At 47.6% G+C, this 18,702-nt stretch carries 19 protein-coding genes and 1 pseudogene; 4 read left to right on the plus strand and 16 right to left on the minus strand.

The genetic code is table 11. The annotated features are described in order from the left end of the window. Positions 1–304: 304 nt before the first annotated feature. Both HUN05_08760 and HUN05_08765 read right to left on the minus strand, forming a co-directional pair. Positions 305–655, minus strand: coding sequence for a hypothetical protein (locus HUN05_08760; protein ID WDP85210.1), 351 nt, complete (start codon positions 653–655; stop codon positions 305–307). A 107-nt stretch (positions 656–762) separates the two neighbouring features. Further along, positions 763–1,842 (minus strand): ISAs1 family transposase, encoded by a 1,080-nt coding sequence (locus HUN05_08765; GenBank protein ID WDP87992.1) that lies wholly within the window; start codon positions 1,840–1,842, stop codon positions 763–765. Between the two features lie 647 nt (positions 1,843–2,489). Here HUN05_08765 and HUN05_08770 point away from each other — a divergent pair. Further along, a complete protein-coding gene (locus HUN05_08770; protein WDP85211.1) occupies positions 2,490–3,701 on the plus strand; it encodes an IS256 family transposase in 1,212 nt (403 codons plus the stop codon). 7 nt (positions 3,702–3,708) lie between these two features. Here HUN05_08770 and HUN05_08775 read toward each other — a convergent pair whose 3' ends face one another. The 7 genes and pseudogenes from HUN05_08775 to HUN05_08805 all read right to left on the minus strand — a co-directional run bounded on the left by HUN05_08775 (position 3,709) and on the right by HUN05_08805 (position 8,528). After that, positions 3,709–4,542 carry an HAD-IC family P-type ATPase gene (locus HUN05_08775; GenBank protein WDP85212.1) on the minus strand — a complete coding sequence of 278 codons (834 nt, stop codon included), beginning with the start codon at positions 4,540–4,542 and terminating at the stop codon, positions 3,709–3,711. A gap of 45 nt (positions 4,543–4,587) precedes the next feature. Then, entirely contained in the window at positions 4,588–5,268 is a 681-nt protein-coding gene (locus tag HUN05_08780; GenBank protein ID WDP85213.1) for a hypothetical protein, read from the minus strand. A 180-nt stretch (positions 5,269–5,448) separates the two neighbouring features. Continuing rightward, positions 5,449–5,748, minus strand: a complete 300-nt coding sequence (locus HUN05_08785) for a hypothetical protein (protein ID WDP85214.1) — start codon at positions 5,746–5,748, stop codon at positions 5,449–5,451. 56 nt (positions 5,749–5,804) lie between these two features. Further along, positions 5,805–5,987, minus strand: coding sequence for a hypothetical protein (locus HUN05_08790; GenBank protein ID WDP85215.1), 183 nt, complete (start codon positions 5,985–5,987; stop codon positions 5,805–5,807). A 56-nt stretch (positions 5,988–6,043) separates the two neighbouring features. Beyond that, positions 6,044–7,657, minus strand: a pseudogene (locus HUN05_08795) (heavy metal translocating P-type ATPase). A gap of 282 nt (positions 7,658–7,939) precedes the next feature. Further along, entirely contained in the window at positions 7,940–8,146 is a 207-nt protein-coding gene (locus tag HUN05_08800; GenBank protein WDP85216.1) for a heavy-metal-associated domain-containing protein, read from the minus strand. 109 nt (positions 8,147–8,255) lie between these two features. Then, entirely contained in the window at positions 8,256–8,528 is a 273-nt protein-coding gene (locus tag HUN05_08805) for a metal-sensitive transcriptional regulator (GenBank protein ID WDP87993.1), read from the minus strand. Between the two features lie 212 nt (positions 8,529–8,740). Between HUN05_08805 and HUN05_08810 the strand changes: the two genes are divergently transcribed. Further along, a complete protein-coding gene (locus HUN05_08810) occupies positions 8,741–9,325 on the plus strand; it encodes a DUF3786 domain-containing protein (protein WDP85217.1) in 585 nt (194 codons plus the stop codon). Between the two features lie 74 nt (positions 9,326–9,399). Here HUN05_08810 and gcvT read toward each other — a convergent pair whose 3' ends face one another. The 5 genes from gcvT to HUN05_08835 all read right to left on the minus strand — a co-directional run bounded on the left by gcvT (position 9,400) and on the right by HUN05_08835 (position 14,180). Further along, positions 9,400–12,069, minus strand: a complete 2,670-nt coding sequence (gene gcvT, locus HUN05_08815) for a glycine cleavage system aminomethyltransferase GcvT (GenBank protein ID WDP85218.1) — start codon at positions 12,067–12,069, stop codon at positions 9,400–9,402. A gap of 185 nt (positions 12,070–12,254) precedes the next feature. Continuing rightward, entirely contained in the window at positions 12,255–12,476 is a 222-nt protein-coding gene (locus HUN05_08820; protein ID WDP85219.1) for a hypothetical protein, read from the minus strand. Further along, complete coding sequence (locus HUN05_08825; GenBank protein WDP85220.1) at positions 12,473–12,787, minus strand: hypothetical protein; 315 nt, start codon at positions 12,785–12,787, stop codon at positions 12,473–12,475. Before HUN05_08825 ends, HUN05_08820 begins: the two co-directional genes overlap by 4 nt. Beyond that, positions 12,771–13,466 carry an MFS transporter gene (locus tag HUN05_08830; GenBank protein WDP85221.1) on the minus strand — a complete coding sequence of 232 codons (696 nt, stop codon included), beginning with the start codon at positions 13,464–13,466 and terminating at the stop codon, positions 12,771–12,773. The genes HUN05_08825 and HUN05_08830 overlap by 17 nt, the downstream gene beginning before the upstream one ends. 15 nt (positions 13,467–13,481) lie before the next feature. After that, positions 13,482–14,180, minus strand: coding sequence for a cytochrome c biogenesis protein CcdA (locus HUN05_08835; GenBank protein ID WDP85222.1), 699 nt, complete (start codon positions 14,178–14,180; stop codon positions 13,482–13,484). Positions 14,181–14,524: 344 nt separating this feature from the next. Here HUN05_08835 and HUN05_08840 point away from each other — a divergent pair, with 344 nt between their 5' ends. Both HUN05_08840 and HUN05_08845 read left to right on the plus strand, forming a co-directional pair. Continuing rightward, complete coding sequence (locus HUN05_08840) at positions 14,525–15,946, plus strand: glycine--tRNA ligase (GenBank protein WDP85223.1); 1,422 nt, start codon at positions 14,525–14,527, stop codon at positions 15,944–15,946. A 3-nt stretch (positions 15,947–15,949) separates the two neighbouring features. Next, positions 15,950–16,204: a hypothetical protein gene (locus HUN05_08845; protein ID WDP85224.1), complete on the plus strand. Its 255-nt coding sequence runs from the start codon at positions 15,950–15,952 to the stop codon at positions 16,202–16,204. A gap of 9 nt (positions 16,205–16,213) precedes the next feature. Here HUN05_08845 and HUN05_08850 read toward each other — a convergent pair whose 3' ends face one another. Together HUN05_08850 and HUN05_08855 are read right to left on the minus strand one after the other, a co-directional pair. Next, on the minus strand, positions 16,214–18,157 hold the full coding sequence (locus HUN05_08850; GenBank protein ID WDP85225.1) for a CZB domain-containing protein: 1,944 nt from the start codon (positions 18,155–18,157) through the stop codon (positions 16,214–16,216). A gap of 9 nt (positions 18,158–18,166) precedes the next feature. Continuing rightward, the gene (locus HUN05_08855; protein ID WDP85226.1) at positions 18,167–18,676 is read right to left on the minus strand and encodes a purine-binding chemotaxis protein CheW; all 510 of its coding nucleotides are present in this window, start codon (positions 18,674–18,676) and stop codon (positions 18,167–18,169) included. Positions 18,677–18,702: the final 26 nt, after the last annotated feature.

Raw genomic sequence — 18,702 nt, forward strand, 5'->3', positions numbered from 1 at the left:
AATGCCATAGGCGTCTGGTCAATGGTATTTTACTGCCCTTGAATTGGGGCCGGAAAAATCCATCTAAGGATTCAAAAAGCAATATAAATGCCAGGTTTTTTTTGTGTGCAAATGAAAAAAAACGCCATGGCAAGATAGCTTGTATTGTCGATAAACCCAGTATAAACAAGGTGATGCATCGTTTTAGATATAGGCGTTATCTTTGGGTGACCCAACAAATTTTCATTCCAGGGGTGTCAGCCTTTTTTTCATATTGTAAAAAAGAGGCTATATTTTATTTGGGGCAATGAATCCAGCACTTTTTTTATACTGAAAGATTAAACCGGGCCATCGGAAGATCGCGCAGTGTCGGCGGCCTTGCCCCCGGGATGAATAAGGTGCCCATACGGTCATAGAGAAGACCGCCCACAAGGATTCCCACGATCCTGCCCATGCCGCCCATGCTTTCAAGCTGCCCCATGATCCGGCTTCGGTTGCCCTGTTTGTAAATATCTGAAATCATGGCGCTCCATCCGATATTGGACATGGACCAGAACAGTTCAATCACGGACAGCCCCAGAAAATGACGCAGGTAAATGGTCAGGTAGGAGAAAAAAAGCCCCCACCTGAACACGGCCAGGACCTGGAAAGAGGATATGCCGATAAAGGTTTTCATAGGAGTGTAACTCTATTAAAACAAGGTGTAAAGATCAAGGGAATCCCCATGCAGGGCTCACGCATGTAAATATTGTAAAGTGCCTATAGTTTTGATTGGTTCAAGTATCATCCAAACATAACTTCCTCCAGATATTTGATATCCATAGCAGCATTCAACCTTTTGGTTTTTACACTCCCTTTAAATGTCTTATTGTTCCGTAATAAATTTAATGCAATGTGCCGAATCGCTGCAAAATTCTCAGGAGAGTTCCCCTTTCTGACTCTGCTTTCGTCTTCACGGAACGCAATATCCAATACCCAATGCACTGAATTTTCAATTCCCCAATGCCTCCTGACAGCATTACCAAAAATATTGGGGTCGCTATCCAGGCTCGATATATAATATCGCTTTTCATGACTGATCTGGCCGTCCATTTCCCGGGTGGATTCAATCATTCCAATACTTTTCAAACCTTTCCAACTTTTTTTATCTTCAAACCAATCAATATCAGAGGTTATCACAGCCCTGCGCGTTTCGACTCGACCGTGCCCTCCGTCAACACTGGTCTGTTCATTAAACTGGTACCCCTGATTTTTCATTTCTTCCATTTTATTGAAAAAAAGTACCGCTTCATCATGCAAGGTTTTATGATTTTCTTTCAGGGCAAGGACATAGTCACACCCTTTGTTTATTATGGTTTCAGCGATTTTCTTTTGAGTGCCCATGGCATCAATGGTTATAATGCAGCCCGAGATATCTAAAAGTTTTAAAAGATTTGGAATGGCCGTAATTTCATTTGATTTTTCTTCGGTTTTTAATTGCCCTAAAACCACTTTATTAGACGAAGCCCACGCACTGATCATATGAATGGCTTTCTTATCATTGGAGGTATCGTGTGAACGCCTTAGAGTTTTGCCGTCGATTGCAATGACTTGACCTTTGGTCATCTTTGCAACCGACTGAACCCAGTGCATAAAACTGCTCTGAAATTCATTCGGGTTCATCCTTTCAAAAATTCTGCCAAAGGTGTCATGGGAGGGTATCCCATGGGGAAGGCTTAGAAATTTTGACAACCACCTTTTTCTCTTTTTGCCAAAGTTTTCAATTTGCTCATAAGTGTCTGCGCCAGCAACTACCGCACAAATTGCGATGATGACGACATCAATTAAATTATGAAGCTTATTGTGGTGTCTGGGGTCCTGAATATTGTCAAAAAAAGTTTCAAGAGATTTTTTTTTCGTTCATTGGCAACTCCTTGTGTTTATTGCCATATATATCGTATCTGTGCAGCGATGTCTAGGAAAATTTTGTTCGATGCTCATATACTATAGCAAGCCAGGAGAGCCAGGCTGGGATAGGGTGAAGGGGGTGGCGTGGCGTAAATGAGCGGCCCGCCAGGACGGCATAGGTCCGATCATTTCCGCTTCTTAAGCGGTCAGGACGACCGCTTAAGATTTAACGGAATCCCCCTCACCTATTCCAGCCGGGTAAGGACGAATCTTAATAAAAGTTACATGCGATGACCCTGAATCCCCATGTTTTTTTCAAAATTCTGACCAAGCCCTGATTATAGTTTTTTTTCATACCGTTTAAGCATCAAAGAATTTAACACAACGGACAATGAGGAGAGCCACATGGCAATACTTGCAAACTCAGGCTTGAGGGTCAGGCCGTAGGGGAAATACAGAACCCCGGCTGCCACAGGGATCATGAGCAGGTTGTAAAAAAAGGCCCAGAAAAAATTATACTTTATGGTTTTTAAGGTCTTTTTACCCAGGCGGATAGAGGGCGTTCAAAATTCTGTGTCAGTTGAATGAAAGCTGATATACTCAGCTAAATAAGGAGAACTGACATGACCGAAGAAAACACCGAATTTGATTTTCAAAAAGCCCTTAAAGGCATCCAGGAAGGTAAACCCTTCACAGGTAAGGGCGGCGTCCTTACATCATTAATCAAAAATCTTGCTGAAGCTGCTCTTGAAGGAGAGTTGGAGTCCCATCTCGGGCAGGAAGTTTCTGCCAACCGCCGTAATGGAAAAAGCAAAAAGACCATTAAATCCCTGGATGGTAAATTTGAGCTAGAAACCCCGCGTGACAGGGCCGGAACCTTCTCTCCACAGATCGTCAAAAAACATCAGACAACGCTCAGCGATGAAATTGAAAGAAAGATAATAGCCCTTTACGGCCTGGGCATGAGTTATAATGATATGGCTTCCCATTTACAGGAAATCTATGGACTTGAGATTTCAAATGCCACTCTGAGCACCATTACCGATAAAATCATCCATACCGTCAAAGAATGGCAGGCCAGGCCGTTGGAAAATGTGTACCCAATCGTATGGCTTGATGCCATACATTATAAAGTACGAGAAAACGGAAAGGTCGGCAGCAAAGCCGTTTACACAATTCTTGGGGTGAATATCGAGGGCCGCAAAGAGGTTCTTGGGCTGTACATATCCGAGAATGAGGGTGCGAACTTCTGGCTGCAGGTGTTAACAGACCTTTCAAACCGAGGGGTAAAAGATATCCTGATTGCCTGTGTTGATGGTCTAAAAGGTTTTCCCGAGGCCATTGAGACCATATTCCCGGACACAGAAGTTCAACTCTGCGTAGTCCACCAGATCCGAAATTCATTGAAATACGTTGGTTCCAAAAATAAAAAGGAATTTATGGCAGATCTAAAACGTGTTTATAAAGCGGTCAATAAGGATCTGGCCGAAGAAGAACTGGATATCTTGGAAAATAAATGGAATGACAAATACCCGATTGTGATAAAATCCTGGCGGAACAACTGGGAACGCCTCAGTCATTTCTTTAAATATCCAGAAGAGATTCGACGGATAATATACACCACAAATACCATTGAGGCTGTGCATCGACAGTTTCGAAAACTGACCAAAACAAAGGGATCATTCCCGAACCAGGACAGCCTGTTAAAGCTGCTTTACACGGGGATCCAGAACGCCAGTAAAAAATGGACAATGCCGATTCAAAATTGGTCACTGACAATTTCCCAGTTGGCAATTTTCTTTGAAGGCCGGCTGGATAAAGAGCTGGGAATTTGATAGGGATTTATTTACAGATGGAAAAGATGGTTCCAGGAACTCCACTCCAGCAAAAGTCAACTCCTCCGACGTGGCTGATTGAAGGCCCATTCTCGGACCTGACTTTTACTTCCGCTGGCGCTGAGGCAGATCCGGGAACCGAAACCGTGACACAGAATTCTGAACATTCCCGGCGGATGGCCCGGTCAACATCCAGAAGGCTGTTTCGTACAAGAACCACCTCTCCTGTTTCCTTGGCCGTGTCCGTTCCCGACCCAATGGCAATGCCGATATCTGCCTGGGCAAGGGCCGGTGCATCGTTGATCTCGTCTCCCACCATGGCCACCTTGAGTCCCTTGTCCTGGTATTTTTTAACCCAATTGATTTTATCTTTTGGCAGCACCTGGGCCTCGACCATGGAAATGCCGACTTGTTGGGCAACGGACCAGGCTGCGGCCTGGTTGTCTCCTGAGATCAGTCCGGTTTTTATGCCGGCCCGGTCAAGTCGCTGGATCGCAGCCTGGGAATCCGGCTTGATGACATCGGCCAGTCCAATGATCCCGATGACCTGGCTGTCCTGGCTGATGAAAATGGTGGTTTCCCCCTTTTGGGATAGTTCTGTTTCTTTTGATTTCAAGGCGGCCGGGATCTGGTCATTTTTTACCAGCTGAAGATTTCCTGCCTTTACCAGGCGTTTGTCCAACCGGCATTCAACCCCGTGTCCTGCCACCTCCCGCGCCTGGGTGGTTTTTTTCAGGGCAATTCCTTTGTCTTCGGCCATTTTGATGATGGGGGCAGCCAAAGGGTGGGAGGAGTTGGCTTCAGCGCTTGCTGCGATTGTTAACACATGGTCCGGGTCCACCCCTTTGGCCGGATAGATGCTGGGGGCGCATTCCCATTTTCCCGGTTATACCGCTGGCACTGGATTGTGCATGTTTGCTATCTGCTTCAGGCAGTTCCAACGCCCTGCTTTATAAAATGATCGCAGCATAATCATTTTTTCTGCATTCTCCCGATACCAAAAGATGCATGGAACTTTAAGACGTAAATTCACGACTCTCCGAATCGAACTTTCAATAGCACCGCTGCCAATAGGTAAGTTCAACGCTTTTACAGTTGAGAAATTAAGCCTCAGTTCATTGCGCACAAAATAATCCCGTTCCGTCTTGATAGCCTTACTGTTTCTGCCTCTACAAAGCTTCTGGACGGCCTGTACCACCTCAATCGCCTTTCCCTTCAGCAGAAGACCTCGCTGCTTCGATACCCAGCGTTTGCGTTCCTTGGATGACCAGGTCTTCCTTAAGCCTGCTACTGTACCCAGATGCTCAACTGCATGGTAGAAATCGAGAAGTTCATACACACGCTCAGGAGCCAAACCCAATGCTTTTAGCAGTCCGGGGATTCGATTCCAAATCCAATGTGCCCCATCTGCAACAAACAGTATTTTGTCTGAGTTCTGAATATGAAGGGAGTTCAAATAACCCTTTAACAAGTGGAATACACCATCCGGTCCATTGAAACAGCCATCAATAAATGGTGAAAAGCTTTTTTCTTGTTTTCCATGGGCGTCCACTACATAAATGATCAAAAGCTTGGGTTCTCGCCATGCCCCACGAAATCGGGTTCTATCCTTTTGGGTTTTTGGTCCCCTTTTCTTCTCTCTGAGCCGAGTGCGGCCACCATCAGTGCTGATAACGACTCGCCGCCCTTCAAGTAAATCTCTATCATTTAATGGGATTCGGCCCGCTTGTTGTTCGGCTCGAGCCCGCTATGCGTACCGATAGGTCAGTTTACGGATGACCTTTATACCCAACGTCATCCCACGGTCACAAAGCACTTGACGGACTTCTTCAAAAGAACTTAATAAGGCTGACCAAGAACTCACCATAGAAGCCAAAGCAGGCGAGCAGCGATCATGGATTCCAAGAAGGATTAAGCCAGCGTATGCACCTTTATATCTTTTTCCTTTTCGGCGGTCACAGGACCTTCGATAGTATCGAACATGAATATCAACCGAACTATCTGTACAAAGCTGAATCCAAACGGTCTCAAGCCCTTCGCTTTTCATCCGTCCCGGCCAATTGGACATCAATTCTTTTTCTTGGTCGACCTGTTCAGAGGAATCTACTGAGGCCTGGATCTTTTTTTTAAAAAAAAGGCGCTTATCCGATTTGTATACTCAAGGATTTCCTGCTCCATCTGTTCTAATTCGTTAGCGTTACGAACCAAGCGATTTGGATCTTCTTCCAGTTCTTTGAGGCATGCAAGGACTTCATCAACAGTATTACAATCTTCAGCTTTCTTCATTAGCACAATCCATTTATGTTCATTTCAGCGTAACAGAGGATATCATTCTTTTTGCTCTAAAAGACAGGCCTTTTTAAAACCGGGAAAATGGGAATGCGCCCGATGCTGGTGACTTGGGGTCGGCCCTGGGTGATGGTTCCGGTCTTGTCAAAGAGGACCATGTCCAGTTTTGAAATATGTTCAAGCGCCGCCCCTTTTTTAAACAAAATTCCCTTATTTAGCCCCACACCTGTGCCGACCATGATGGCGGTGGGGGTGGCAAGGCCTAAGGCGCAGGGACAGGCAATCACAAGTACGGCGATCATTCGTTCAAAGGCGAATAAAAAAGGAGAGACCCCGTGGCTCAGACCTGCCAGAAAATATCAATAGCAGAATGTGGCCAAAGCAATGGTTACCACCACCGGAACAAATACATTGGAGGCCATGTCTGCCAGACGCTGGATCGGGGCCTTGTCTGCCTGGGCATCTTCCACCAGTTTGATGATTCCGGCAAGCACGGTATCATTCCCTGTTTTGGTGGTCGTAAGGGTAATGGTGCCGGACTGGTTGATGGTGGGGCCGATCACCTTTTTTCCCGGGGATTTTTGGACGGGAAAGGATTCTCCTGTGAGCATGGATTCATCCACCAGGGTTTGGCCTTCAATAACGTCACCGTCCACCGGGATTTTTTCTCCGGCAACCACCCGGACGATATCCCCTTTTTCAACCATGGACGCGGGAGTGATTGTTTCTTTTCCGTTCCTGATCACCCGGGCGGTATCTGCATTCAGGGCCAGCAGCTCTTTTAATGCCTGGCCGGTCCTGCCCTTGGCATTGGCTTCAAGCATTTTGCCGATCATGATAAAGGTGATGAGCATGGCGGCACTGTCAAAAAATACAGGGGCTGCGGAATCCATGAAAAACAGGGAAAACAGAGAGTAAAAATAGGCTGCAGAGATCCCCAGAGTGATCAGAACATCCATGTTGGCAGCACGGTTTTTCAATGAATAATAGGTACCTTCGTAAAAGGCGCGGCCCGAGACAAACTGGACCAAAGAGCCCATGGCACAGAGAATATAGTTGGTAACCACCCGGTCAAAAAGCCCAAGGTGCATGATTCCCATCATGGGAAGGGTGAGGCTCAAAGCAAAGAGAAACCTGAATTTTTCTTTGCCCACGTTTTTTAAATCGCTGTTGTTTTCAGATACAGCCCCGTAACCTGCCTGGCTGACAATATTAAAGACGGCTTCATCATTCAGGATTCTGGAATCATAGGTGACAAACCCTTTTTCCAGGGGCAGGTTGATGGCGCAGGAGTCAATCCCCTCTGCCCGTTTAAAGGCTTTTTCAATGGCAAGGGAGCAGTTTGCACAGCTCATGCCCTGGATGTTAAAGGAGATGCTGGCAAGATGGGTCTCATCTTCAATGGGCGCCTTTTTTGAAACTGTGGTCTCTGTTTCCGGTTCTGGACTGCCGGATTGAGGCGTTAAAAAATATCCTTCTTGGCAAATGGTTGATTCCAGGTCTTTGACCAAGGTTTTTGCCGGGTCAAGGTCCAGAATGACCTTGTTGTTTTCAAATGAAGCCCTGACATGACTGACCCCGGGATGATTTTCCAATGCCTTTGTCACGGCTTGCTCACAATGCTGGCACATCATGCCGTAAACCTTGATTTCATGGGTTTTGATCATTTTTAATGCCTCATAAGGTGGTGGACGGCCTTGGCTGGCCGTCAATACCCCGCATATTTCACGAATCGATTTTGCTCTAGCTGCAAGGCGTCAGGCCGTAAAGCCGTAGTGAGTCTACTGCGAACGGTCTGCAACGACGCAGATGAGGTAAAATCGGTTCGCCCGAAGGGTGACCACCCTTGAAATTGGTTTGGTAATTATAACTTTCTGTATTTAAAGAAATTAATACATACCTTCCTCAAATTGTCAGTTTCTGACCTTCAGGTTATGAAATATTCGGGTCTAAAGGACTTTGGCTGTGAACCCGAATGCGGTGATCTCTTTGATCACAAGATCCATATCCACAGGGGTCTCTGATTCAAATCGGGCCGTTTGGGTCTCAAGATCCACATGAACACGGGATACATGGTCCAGGGATTCAAGATAGGTTTTTACCCGGCCCGTGCAATGGGCGCATGACATGCCTTTTACGCTCAGTTTATTTTCCATGATATCTTTCCTTTCTTTATATGAAACCGCGCCCAAGAGATTTTTCTCATAAGCGTTTTATTTTTGTTGTGGGCAAACATGGATGAAATACCAGGTCGGCCCATGGCCGTTATTTTCGGCTGTACTTGTAAACGGTTTCAATGAGTTCGTTTATCTTTTGCTGGCCTTCCCCCTTTTGAATGGCAGCGGTAACACAGGATTCCACATGGCGTTTCATGATGATTTTGGCTACCCCGTGAAGGGCTTTTTCAGCCGCTGTGATCTGGTTGATGATATCAATGCAGTATTTTTCATTTTCAACCATTTTCCCGATTCCCCTGATCTGTCCTTCAATTTTTTTTAGCCGGGTTGAGGCATCTTTTTTCACTTCCGGGTTGAACATTTTTTTTCCTTTGAGTTTGTTGTTTTCTACCATACCCCCGTAGGGTATAAAAATGGAGATCAATTCAGGATATGTCAATCCCCCGGATAAAAAAAAAGGGAATCGTTTGATTTTACAAAAAGATCAGTCTACAAAAAGAGCCAGTTACAAGAAAAAGCAGGCGGATGTGCAGAAATTAAATCGATTTAGTTGAGAAAATTAAGGGATATAACATGGGCGTTGATTTAGTTCATTTCCAGGATCTTGCATTAAAAGATCCCAAAATTGTTGTCAACGATACCGGAGCCAGGTTTGATCCTCAAACCTGCACCTTTGATCTTAAGGTATGGGACCGCAGGTATGAGGTGGATTTGAAAAAAGGGCAGGTAAGGTCTCTGGATCCTGAATTTCCCCTTTTGCATCCGTTTATGGACCTGTTCATTGTTCACTATCTTATGACCGCCGTATCCTTGCCATTGTCCGGAGTTTGGGTGTCGGAAAAGGATATTCCCGGGGGAAGTGCTTTTTTCAGGGGGCCCCACACCCTTCCCACCCGGGGGGTTGCCAAGACTTTTGGAGATGATTTAAACGGATTTACAACACTTGGCAAAACCCTTGGGGGCCGAGCCCTTGACATGGGTGATGCCGCCTTTGCCTTTGAGATTACGCCCCATATAGTTGTGGCTGTTTTGCTCTGGCAGGGGGATGAGGATTTTGAGGCCGAGGCCAAACTTTTGTTTGATAAAACCATTTCTTCTCACCTGGCCCTGGATATTATCTATGCCCTGGCCGTGATGGTCTGTGACGCGTTCAGCTGATATGGACGAGCATGTTTTTAAGAGGGCCTTCCATGGGCCCCGAAATGGTCCGGGGCCCGGTAAAGACGGTTTTCCTAGAAAATCGTTTTGGCAAGGTCTTGTATTTGAATTCCCAATTGCTCGGGGGTAAAGCAGTACTGCATGTCCAGGAAGGGCTGTCTCAGCCTTGTGATTTCATCCTTGATATCTGACCCTTTTAGAATATGGTCGGCCATGAGTTGTGCAAGGGTGTTAAAGTCTGTTTTTTTCATGCCGAACCGTGTCATTTCAGAGACCCCCATGCGCAGGGCGCCGGATGCGGTAAACCCTTCTTCTTCCGGGGTGGCCTGGTAGTTGACAATGATATTCTGGGCTTCGAGATCCTGGGCAATCTGCGCCCCTTTTCCATATCCCACGTTGAGGATGACTTGGTGGGTCTGGGTATAGGAAATATCCGGGTCTCCTGCCACATCCAGACCCTGGGATTTCAGGGCCAGGGCAAAGGCCTTTGCATTGGCAATGGTCTGGGCCTGGTAATCGTCCTTGAACTGGTTCATCTCATAGGCGGCAAACAAGAGTCCGGTCATGGTGCCCAAATGATGGTTGGACACGGATCCCGGAAAGGTTCTGCGTTTGACGGCTTCCCAGAAATCATACTCAGGGGTGCCATAATTCTTTTCGTCTAAAAAGTTGCCGGCAATCACCCCTCTCTGGGTGCCGAAAAAGGTTTTATGGGTGGAGCCTGTGATCACATGGGCGCCCTGTTTTAGGGGCTCCTGGAAATGAGGGCCGTAGAGTCCCAACACATGGGCCATGTCATACATGACCAGACAGCCCGGAGCAAATTCATCCACCAATTGTCTGATCTCTTTTACAGGCTCTTTGTGGATGATCATACTTTTGCCCAGAATGACAAGTTTGGGCTGGTGGGCTTTTATCAGGTCTTTACAGGCCTTGATATCAATTTTATAGGGGTTGTCCGCCAATACCGGGAAATTGACCACTGCAGGTTTTTCCGTTTTGGGATCCCTGGCCACAAAATCCCGTAAAGCCCCCATGGGCTGGGCGCTTAAATGGCCACCCCGGATGATATGGTTGTTCATGACCTTGGCCAGGCGGCGCTGTTCATTTTTCCGGTCGTTCCGGTTCACAAAGTCGACCAAAGCCGAGAATAAAGCGGTATTGGCCATCTGCCCTGAAATAACCCGGGATTCCACGGCATTGCAGTCAAAGAAGGTCATGAATTCCTGGTTAAGCCTTGTTTCAACCTCCTGGATAAATCCTGTGCCCTGGTAGTAAAAGACATCTTTTCCAAAAAAGGCTTTAATATCCTTGTGTTCGGCATACCGGTTCACAGGATCGGATATGGAGAGCATTCTGGTGACCAGGGACTGGCTCATCTCAGAGGGGATCAGGTTGATACAGGATTTTTGGCGCCAGCCATGGTTAAAAATGGTCTTGTCCACAAGGGTTTTGGCTGCGGACAGACTTGTGTTTGCCGGATTTTGGGGGCCTTGTGTTTTCAATTGGTCATGGGGAATGCTTCGCACATAGGGCGGGGCTTCAGACCGCATATGATAGGGCATGGTGCAGGCCGCACATCTTTTTTTTCTGATTTCAATTTCCAGGACAGCCCCTTCGTTTATGTTGCTGTCTATGAGACCCAGGGCAATGGCACGGCGTTTGGGATCTGTTTCAAAATTTCCAAAAAGTTCCGGGCCGGATCCTTTAAGATAGGGCACCATGGTGCCTGAGGTGATATAGCCCACATGGCGTCCATTGGAAAAAATTTTGTATCCTTCCCGTGCAATGCCTTTGCCGGTGACGGCAATGGGGGTGATGATTCTGGGCAGGGCCGGGTCCAGCAGACCCCCTGTCTTTTTTTCCATGGCCGCACAAAAGGCTTTGAACTGTTCGTACAGGGCCTGTTTACCGATGAATTCACCTTTTAAGGGCGAAAACGAGACAGCAAATTTAGAGAGCCTTGAGGCAAATATGGGAATCTCTTTTGTCTCGGGATCTGTGCCCAGTTCATGACCGTAAAGGGGGAGGCCTGCTTCCAGGCGCAGGGTATCCCTTGCGCCCAGGCCAATGGGAACAGCGCCGGCCTTGACCAGGCGGTCCCAGATGTCTCGGGCATGGGCATTGTCCACAAAGAGTTCAAACCCCAGGGGTTCTCCTGTATAGCCTGTGCGGGCAATATCCACCGGGGCATTTCCCATATATGCCCGGCAAAGATTGTTTCTGGCAGGTTCGGGCAGACTGCCCTGGGTGATCAACGGCAGCAGAATGGATTTTGATTTTGGACCTTGCAAAGAGATCATGGCCCGGTCAAAGGTTTTATCCTGCATGTCAACCCCGGGAAACTCATTTAGATGGGCCTTAAAATGGTCCAGATCTTTTTTTCGGTTGGAGGCGTTGACCACCAGCAGGTATTCGTCCTCAACAAAGCGATACAGATAGGCATCGTCAATGGCGCCGCCGTTTTCGTTCTGGATCAAGGTATACTGGCTTTCTACGATTTCAAGGGCAGCGGCATTGTTGGTGAGCACATGCTGGAGAAAGTCTAAGGCTTTTTCTCCTTTAAAATAGAGTCTGCCCATGTGGGAGACATCAAATATTCCGGCGATGGTCCTGCAGGCTAGATGTTCTTTGATAATGCCGTCAGGGTATTGGATGGGCATCTCCCATCCCCCGAATTCAATCAGCTGGGCTGAAAGGGTCTTGTGATTTTCAAGAAAAATTGTCTGTTTTAAATCGCTCATATTTCCTCCGTATCATAAGCAAAATACCCTTTGGCCGCCTGTTCAAAAGCCTGTGGGAATTACCTGTGGAAATTTTTGGATGTCAGGGTCTGCCATCCCGTATTAAGTTCAAGTATACTCAAGTATAAATTGGAGGGCGGCGGCCCTCCCAAGGTTAAATACCCTAGTCCTTTCCGAATATCCTGTCAATGCGTATTCAGCTTTAGGAATGAAAAACCAATTAAAAGGGATACCAGGGCCAGAATCGTACAGAAGCCTGAAACCAGGCTGATGCCCACGAGGCCGTGGTTCGTCCAGATCAGACCCCCGCAAAGCGCCCCGATCACCCGGCCGATACCGGCAACGGCATAGAAGGCTGACATGGTGGAGGCCCGAAGGCCCGGGACCAGTTCCGTGCTTAGGCTCATTGAGGTGACAAAGGTGAACTCAAAGCAGAAAAAGACCAGAAAAAGACCAGAAAAAGTCCGGCCAGGACACATCCTAGGCCCATGTCTGCGAAGGGCAGAATCAGATAGGCCCCAGCACTCAGGGCTGTGCCTGTGATCACGGATGTTTTCAGACCGATCCGGTCTGAAAACAGTGAGGTGCAGCCCTCTCCTAAAATTTCTGATATGCCGATGAATATGGTGCCGAACCCTATGGCTGCCAGGGAAAGCCCATAGGATTTTTCCAGCCATGCCCCGTAAATGACAAAAAGATTATCATTGGCCAGGGACATGAAAAATGAAAATCCCAGAATACCCAGGACCTGGGGATTTTTGACAATGGTTTTCCAATTGCTCAAAATGTTTTGTTTTGCAGGGGATCGGGGACTTGTCCCCGGGAGGCGACAACTTGTCCTTTGGCATGAATTTTAAGATAAGAAAAAAACAGACCAGGGAAAATATACCCAGGATGCAAAAGGGGGTCTGCCAGGAAAATCGTTCAATCAGAATGCCGGCCAGGGGGATCCCCGCAAGGGTAGAGCCTGCCCAGGCCGTCTCTGTGATGCCAATGACACGGCCCCTCTGTTCAATGGGTACATGCTGGCCGATAAAGCCCTGGAGGCTGGGGTCAAATATATTTTTGGTCAGCCCGGTTAAAAAAAGGGCGATCATGAGTACCGAATACATGGGGATAAGACCGGCGGCAAAGGTGCCGATGGTTAAAAACCCCACGGACAGAAGCATGAGCAGCTTATATCCGTATTTGTCGGCAAAGGAGGCCCCCACTGGGCCGAGAACGCCTGTGGCCTGGTTTACGGCAATCAAAGAGGTGATGGCAGACAGATCCACGTTCAGTCCCCTGGCAAATTCAGGGGCAAAGGGGTAGATCATCCGTTTGCTGATGTTCATCACAAGTTTGGTAAAAGTGGCAATGGAGATCAGCCCGTAAAAGGCTTTTGAGTCTTGGGTCATGGTTGTCTTTTTTCTTTAGAATGCGGCCAGAATTCTGAACTTGTCAAAAATCAGGAGCAGTCCGATGAGAATGAGCAGAATCCCTGCAATTTTATTGATGATGCCCATGATTTTTTTGGTTTTTTTCATAAAGCTGAGCATGGAGTTGATAAATATGGAGATGAGAATAAAGGGCAGGGCCATGCCTGAAGAATAAACCGCCAGAAGCCATACCCCTTTGAGTACGGTTTCCTGGCTTCCTGCCACAATGAGAATGCTGCCCAGCATGGGGCCGATACAGGGGCTCCACCCGGCCCCAAATGCCATGCCGATCGCAAAGGTGCCTGCCAGATGAAAGGGGGTTTCCTTGACATGGAAGCGTTTTTCAAATTGAAATCCCTTGATATTGATGATGCCCAGAAGATGGAGCCCGAATACCAGAATAACCCCGCCACCCACATACCTGACCACCCAGGCGTATTCTGAGGCAAGGCCCCCGAGAAAAGAGGCCGATGCCCCGAACAGAATAAAGATAAAGGAAAAGCCTGCCACATAGGCCAGGGTGGAGATGATGACTTTTTTCCTGATCGCTTTGTTGTCTGCGGTGAGTTCGTCAAGGGAGAGCCCGGTAATAAATGAAAAATACGCCGGGATCAGGGGGAGAACACAGGGCGATAAAAATGAGAGCAGTCCTGCAGCAAATGCGGCCGGAAAAGTGATGGTTTCAGTGAACACGATGATATTTCCTTTTTATCTATATTTAATCCACCCTAATCATTTTTAATTGGGTTTTCAAGCCTGGTCCGTCCGGGATGAAAAAATAATGAATATTTCAGGTCGATAAAATTTTGGCATACCCGAATAATGATTTTGGATTATATAAATTTTATATAGGAAATTTGAGTTATTTCATTCATTTCTTGACAAACTCACTCTCTTTGGGTAGGGCTGATTCTTGAAACAGACTATCATTTTTATTCGGATTATTATACCATACCTGGCTATGATGCAATTGAATCAACCCTAGTGATTGACCTTGGGAAACCACCCCGGGCAGTCCAAATTATGGAGTAAAAAGAATGGCAAAGAAGAAAAAAGAAGTTACATTGATGGATAAGGTTGTGTCCCTTTCAAAAAGAAGAGGGTTTGTATATCCGGGGTCTGAAATTTATGGCGGACTTGCCAATTCCTGGGATTTCGGCCCTTTGGGGGTTGAATTGCTCAACAACCTTAAAGCGGCCTGGTGGAAAAAATTTGTTACCGAGAGAACCGATATGGTGGGCCTGGATGCCGCCATCCTCATGAATCCGGATACCTGGGTGGCCTCGGGCCATGTGGGCAGTTTTTCCGATCCCCTCATGGACTGCAAAAAATGTAAATCCAGGGAACGGGCAGATAAACTTGTGGAAGCCTGGCAGTTTGAAAATAATTCAGAGGAAGGCCCGGCCAATTGGGCCGGTGAAAAAACCCCGCCCCAGGATATGCTGGATTTCATCAATGAGAAAAATATTACCTGTCCCCAGTGCAAGGCATTGGATTGGACCCTGCCCAAGGCCTTTAATCTGATGTTCAAGACCGAGCAGGGGGTTGTGGAAGGCAAGGGTAAAGATATCTATCTGAGACCGGAGACTGCCCAGGGTATTTTTGTCAATTTTAAAAATGTCCAGACCACCTCCCGAAAAAAAATACCCTTTGGCATTGCCCAGATCGGCAAGGCGTTCAGAAACGAGATCACCCCGGGTAACTTTGTGTTCAGAACAAGGGAATTTGAGCAGATGGAAATTGAATTTTTCTGCAAACCCGGCACTGAACTGGAGCACCATGAGTTTTGGAAAAACTTTGTCATGGACTGGTACAAGGGACTGAATGTAAACCCTGAAAATTTAAGGTTCCGGGACCATGACTCTGCCGAGCTTTCACATTATTCCAATGCCACCGCTGATGTTGAATATCTTTATCCCTTTGGCTGGGGCGAGCTTTGCGGTATTGCTTCAAGAACCAATTATGATCTGTCCCAGCATATGGAGCACTCATCCAAGGATCTTCAGTATTTTGACGAGGCTGCCAAGGAAAAGTATCTCCCCTTTGTGATTGAGCCTTCCCTGGGGGTTCAGCGCTCAGCCCTGGTATTTCTCTGTGATGCCTATGACGAAGAAGAGGTCAAGGAAGGCGATACAAGGGTGGTGTTGCGACTTCACAAACAACTGGCCCCTGTCAAGATTGCGGTCATGCCTCTGTCCAAGAAACTGGGGGAGGATGCCCAAAAGGTGTTCACCCTTCTGGTTCAGGAGTTGGGTATCAACATTGATTTTGATGTCCAGGGTAGTATCGGCAAGCGGTACCGCCGCCAGGATGAGGCCGGCACACCCTATTGCGTGACCTTTGACTTTGATTCTTTGGAAGACGGATCCGTGACCATCAGGGAGAGGGATACCATGGATCAGCAGCGGATGAAAATTGATGAACTTTCCGGATTTTTCAGGGATCAGTTCAAGTACTAAAAGATGATCATTTGCTGTGACAACGGCAGGCAGGTGGATACCTCAAGGCTGAGCCCTGAAGAGCGGCATATCATCCAGAAACTTTTGGCCTGGAACAGTCTTGCCGACTCCGTGGCAATGTTTCAAGAAAAGATTCAGGCGGCCCTGGCTGCAGGCTGGAACGATTCAGGACCTGTGGCCAGAACCCCTGGTTTATCTCTTGTTATTGACCATTTGGAAAAAAAACTCCGGAACCGGCTCATTGCCGGTTCCGGATAAAACATTAATTTAAAAGTCTTTAAAATCGTCATCCTCGTCAAAGGGGATGACTTGATCCGGCCGGATCTCTTCTTGTGACCTGATCTGCGTTTTTGGTGCCTGTGCAGGTTTATGGGCAAGGGTCCTTACCGAAGGCCGGCTGATCCGGCCCGCCTTGAGGTCCTGTTTTCCTGTGACCATCATGACAAGATCCCCAACATAATCCCTGAGCTGTTCGGCCTGGGCGTTCATCTCTTCCGATGCAGAGGCAGATTCTTCTGCGTTGGCAGCATTCTGCTGAACCACTCGGTCCATTTCGGAGATGGCCGTGTTGACCTGGTCAATGCCTTCGGATTGTTCCCTGGAGGCTTCTGAAATTTCAGCCACCAAGTCCCCGACTTTGGAGGTGCTTTGGGCGACCTGGGTAAAGGCCTCGTTGGTGGAGGAGACCAGGTTTGACCCGGTTTCCACCTTTTGAACCGTGCCCTCAATGAGCTGAGAGGTGTTTTTGGCTGCATCTGCCGCGCGCATGGCCAGGTTTCTGACCTCATCGGCCACCACGGCAAATCCCGCACCTGCCTCTCCTGCACGGGCAGCTTCCACGGCAGCATTCAAGGCCAGCAAATTGGTTTGAAAAGCAATTTCGTCAATGGTTTTAATGATTTTTGATGTTTCCTCACTGGCCTTGGTGATATCTTCCATGGACTGGTGGGCGGTTTTTACCACCCCGTTGGCCTCTTTCATCAATCCGTCCGCATGGATGGCATTTTCTGCATTCTTTTTGGTCATCGAGGACATCTCTTCCATGGAGGATGAGGTCTCCTCAATTGAGGCTGCCTGTTGTGAGGCGCCTTCGGCCATGGACTGGCTGGATGAAGAAACCTGGCCGGCAGCCGATGCCACCTGGTTGGCCCCTTCTCCAAGCCTTCCTGTAATTGTGGTCAATACCCGGATGATGCCTTTGGATATGAAAAAGGCCATGAATATGCCGATGGCAACGGCCACAGAAACCAGAATAATGACAGAGAGTTTGGTTTTCTGGGCAGCGGCAAGCATGATATCGTCGGTCATGATATTGTTCTTGGCCTCTTTTCGCAATTGCCCAAGCAGGGACTGAACTTGGTTTAAGGCCGGCAGGGTACGGGTGGTGTAAATTTGCCTGCTCTCTTTCATACCCTTGAGTTCATGCAGGGCTTCTTTTCGAAGTCCTGCCAGGCCGGCCATGGTTTTGTCTAGCAGGGGCAAAGTGGTTTTGTTAAACACCCCAATGGCCTGGTCCAGCTGGCCTGCCTGAAGGTGGGATTCAATTTGATCAGCTGAACGGTGAAGGCCGTCATGGGAGGTTAACATTTTATCCCAGGCCTGTTTAAAATCATAATCCCCTTTTTCGTAGGCCAATTTTGCCTGCTCTGTGCCCAACCATTTGCCAAGGGCACAAAGGGAGGGATCGGTTTGAACCCCGAGAGTATCCTTTTTCATGAGAAAGGCGGTCCGTATTTGGGCGGCCCATTTAAGATGGTCCACCTCCCGCTGGAGAAGAAGGGCCGGCAAATTCAGGTCAGCCTGTTTGAATGTTTTGGAAATGGCAATGGCCGAGTCATGCAGGGCTTTGTGCGGTGCTTCAATTTCTTTGAGCAACGGTGCCAGGGACGGCACCATCTGTTCTGCATGTTTTCTGCCTTCCCCAAACAGCCATTTGCCGAATCCGCATTTGTGATCATCTGTTTCAACATCAAGATCGGTAATGCTGTCATCGGTTAGCAGGGCATTGACCCGGTTGGCCCAGTTCAGGTGGTCCACCTCTTTCTGGGCCAGGTTGCCGTCCAGTTGATTACCTGAAATCACCTCTTCGGCATTGGTAACAATGCCTTTGGTCCCTGTATATGCCATGATTCCCACAATAATCAACAGGGTTAGGACAATGCCGAATCCCGTTCCTATTTTTTTCCCAATGGTCATTTCTTTCCAGCTCATATTTTCTCCTTATATTTGGGTTTCTTTGTGTACAATGGAGATTTCGGCCTGGTTCAGGACTTGGTCGATATTTAATAAAATTTTCACCCCGGTCTCTGTCTTGGCCATGCCCAGGATATAGTCTGTTGATAATTTGGTGCCAAAGGCAGGGGCATCTTCAATGGCCTCTTGAACAATGCTCAACACCTCTGATACCGCATCCACAACAATACCGATGAGCACGGTTTCCTCCTGGGTGTCAATTTCAACCACGATGATGCAGGTTCGTTCCGTATAAGGGATTGTTCCCATGTTGAATTTAAGCCTCAAATCCACCACCGGCAGAACCTTTCCCCTCAGATTGATCACCCCTTTGACAAACTCGGGTGTTCTTGGCACAGGGGTAATGGGAATCATTCCAATGATCTCTTTGACCTTGAGAATACCAATGCCGTACTCTTCATTTTCCAGGGAAAATGTCAGATATTTTCCGGTTTCCATGGTCGTGGCCCGTATGGCCTGGTCCATGTCATCACTCATCTTTCCTGTCTCCTGTTTATAAAGTA

The organism is Desulfobacter sp., assembly GCA_028768545.1.
Lineage (GTDB): Bacteria > Desulfobacterota > Desulfobacteria > Desulfobacterales > Desulfobacteraceae > Desulfobacter.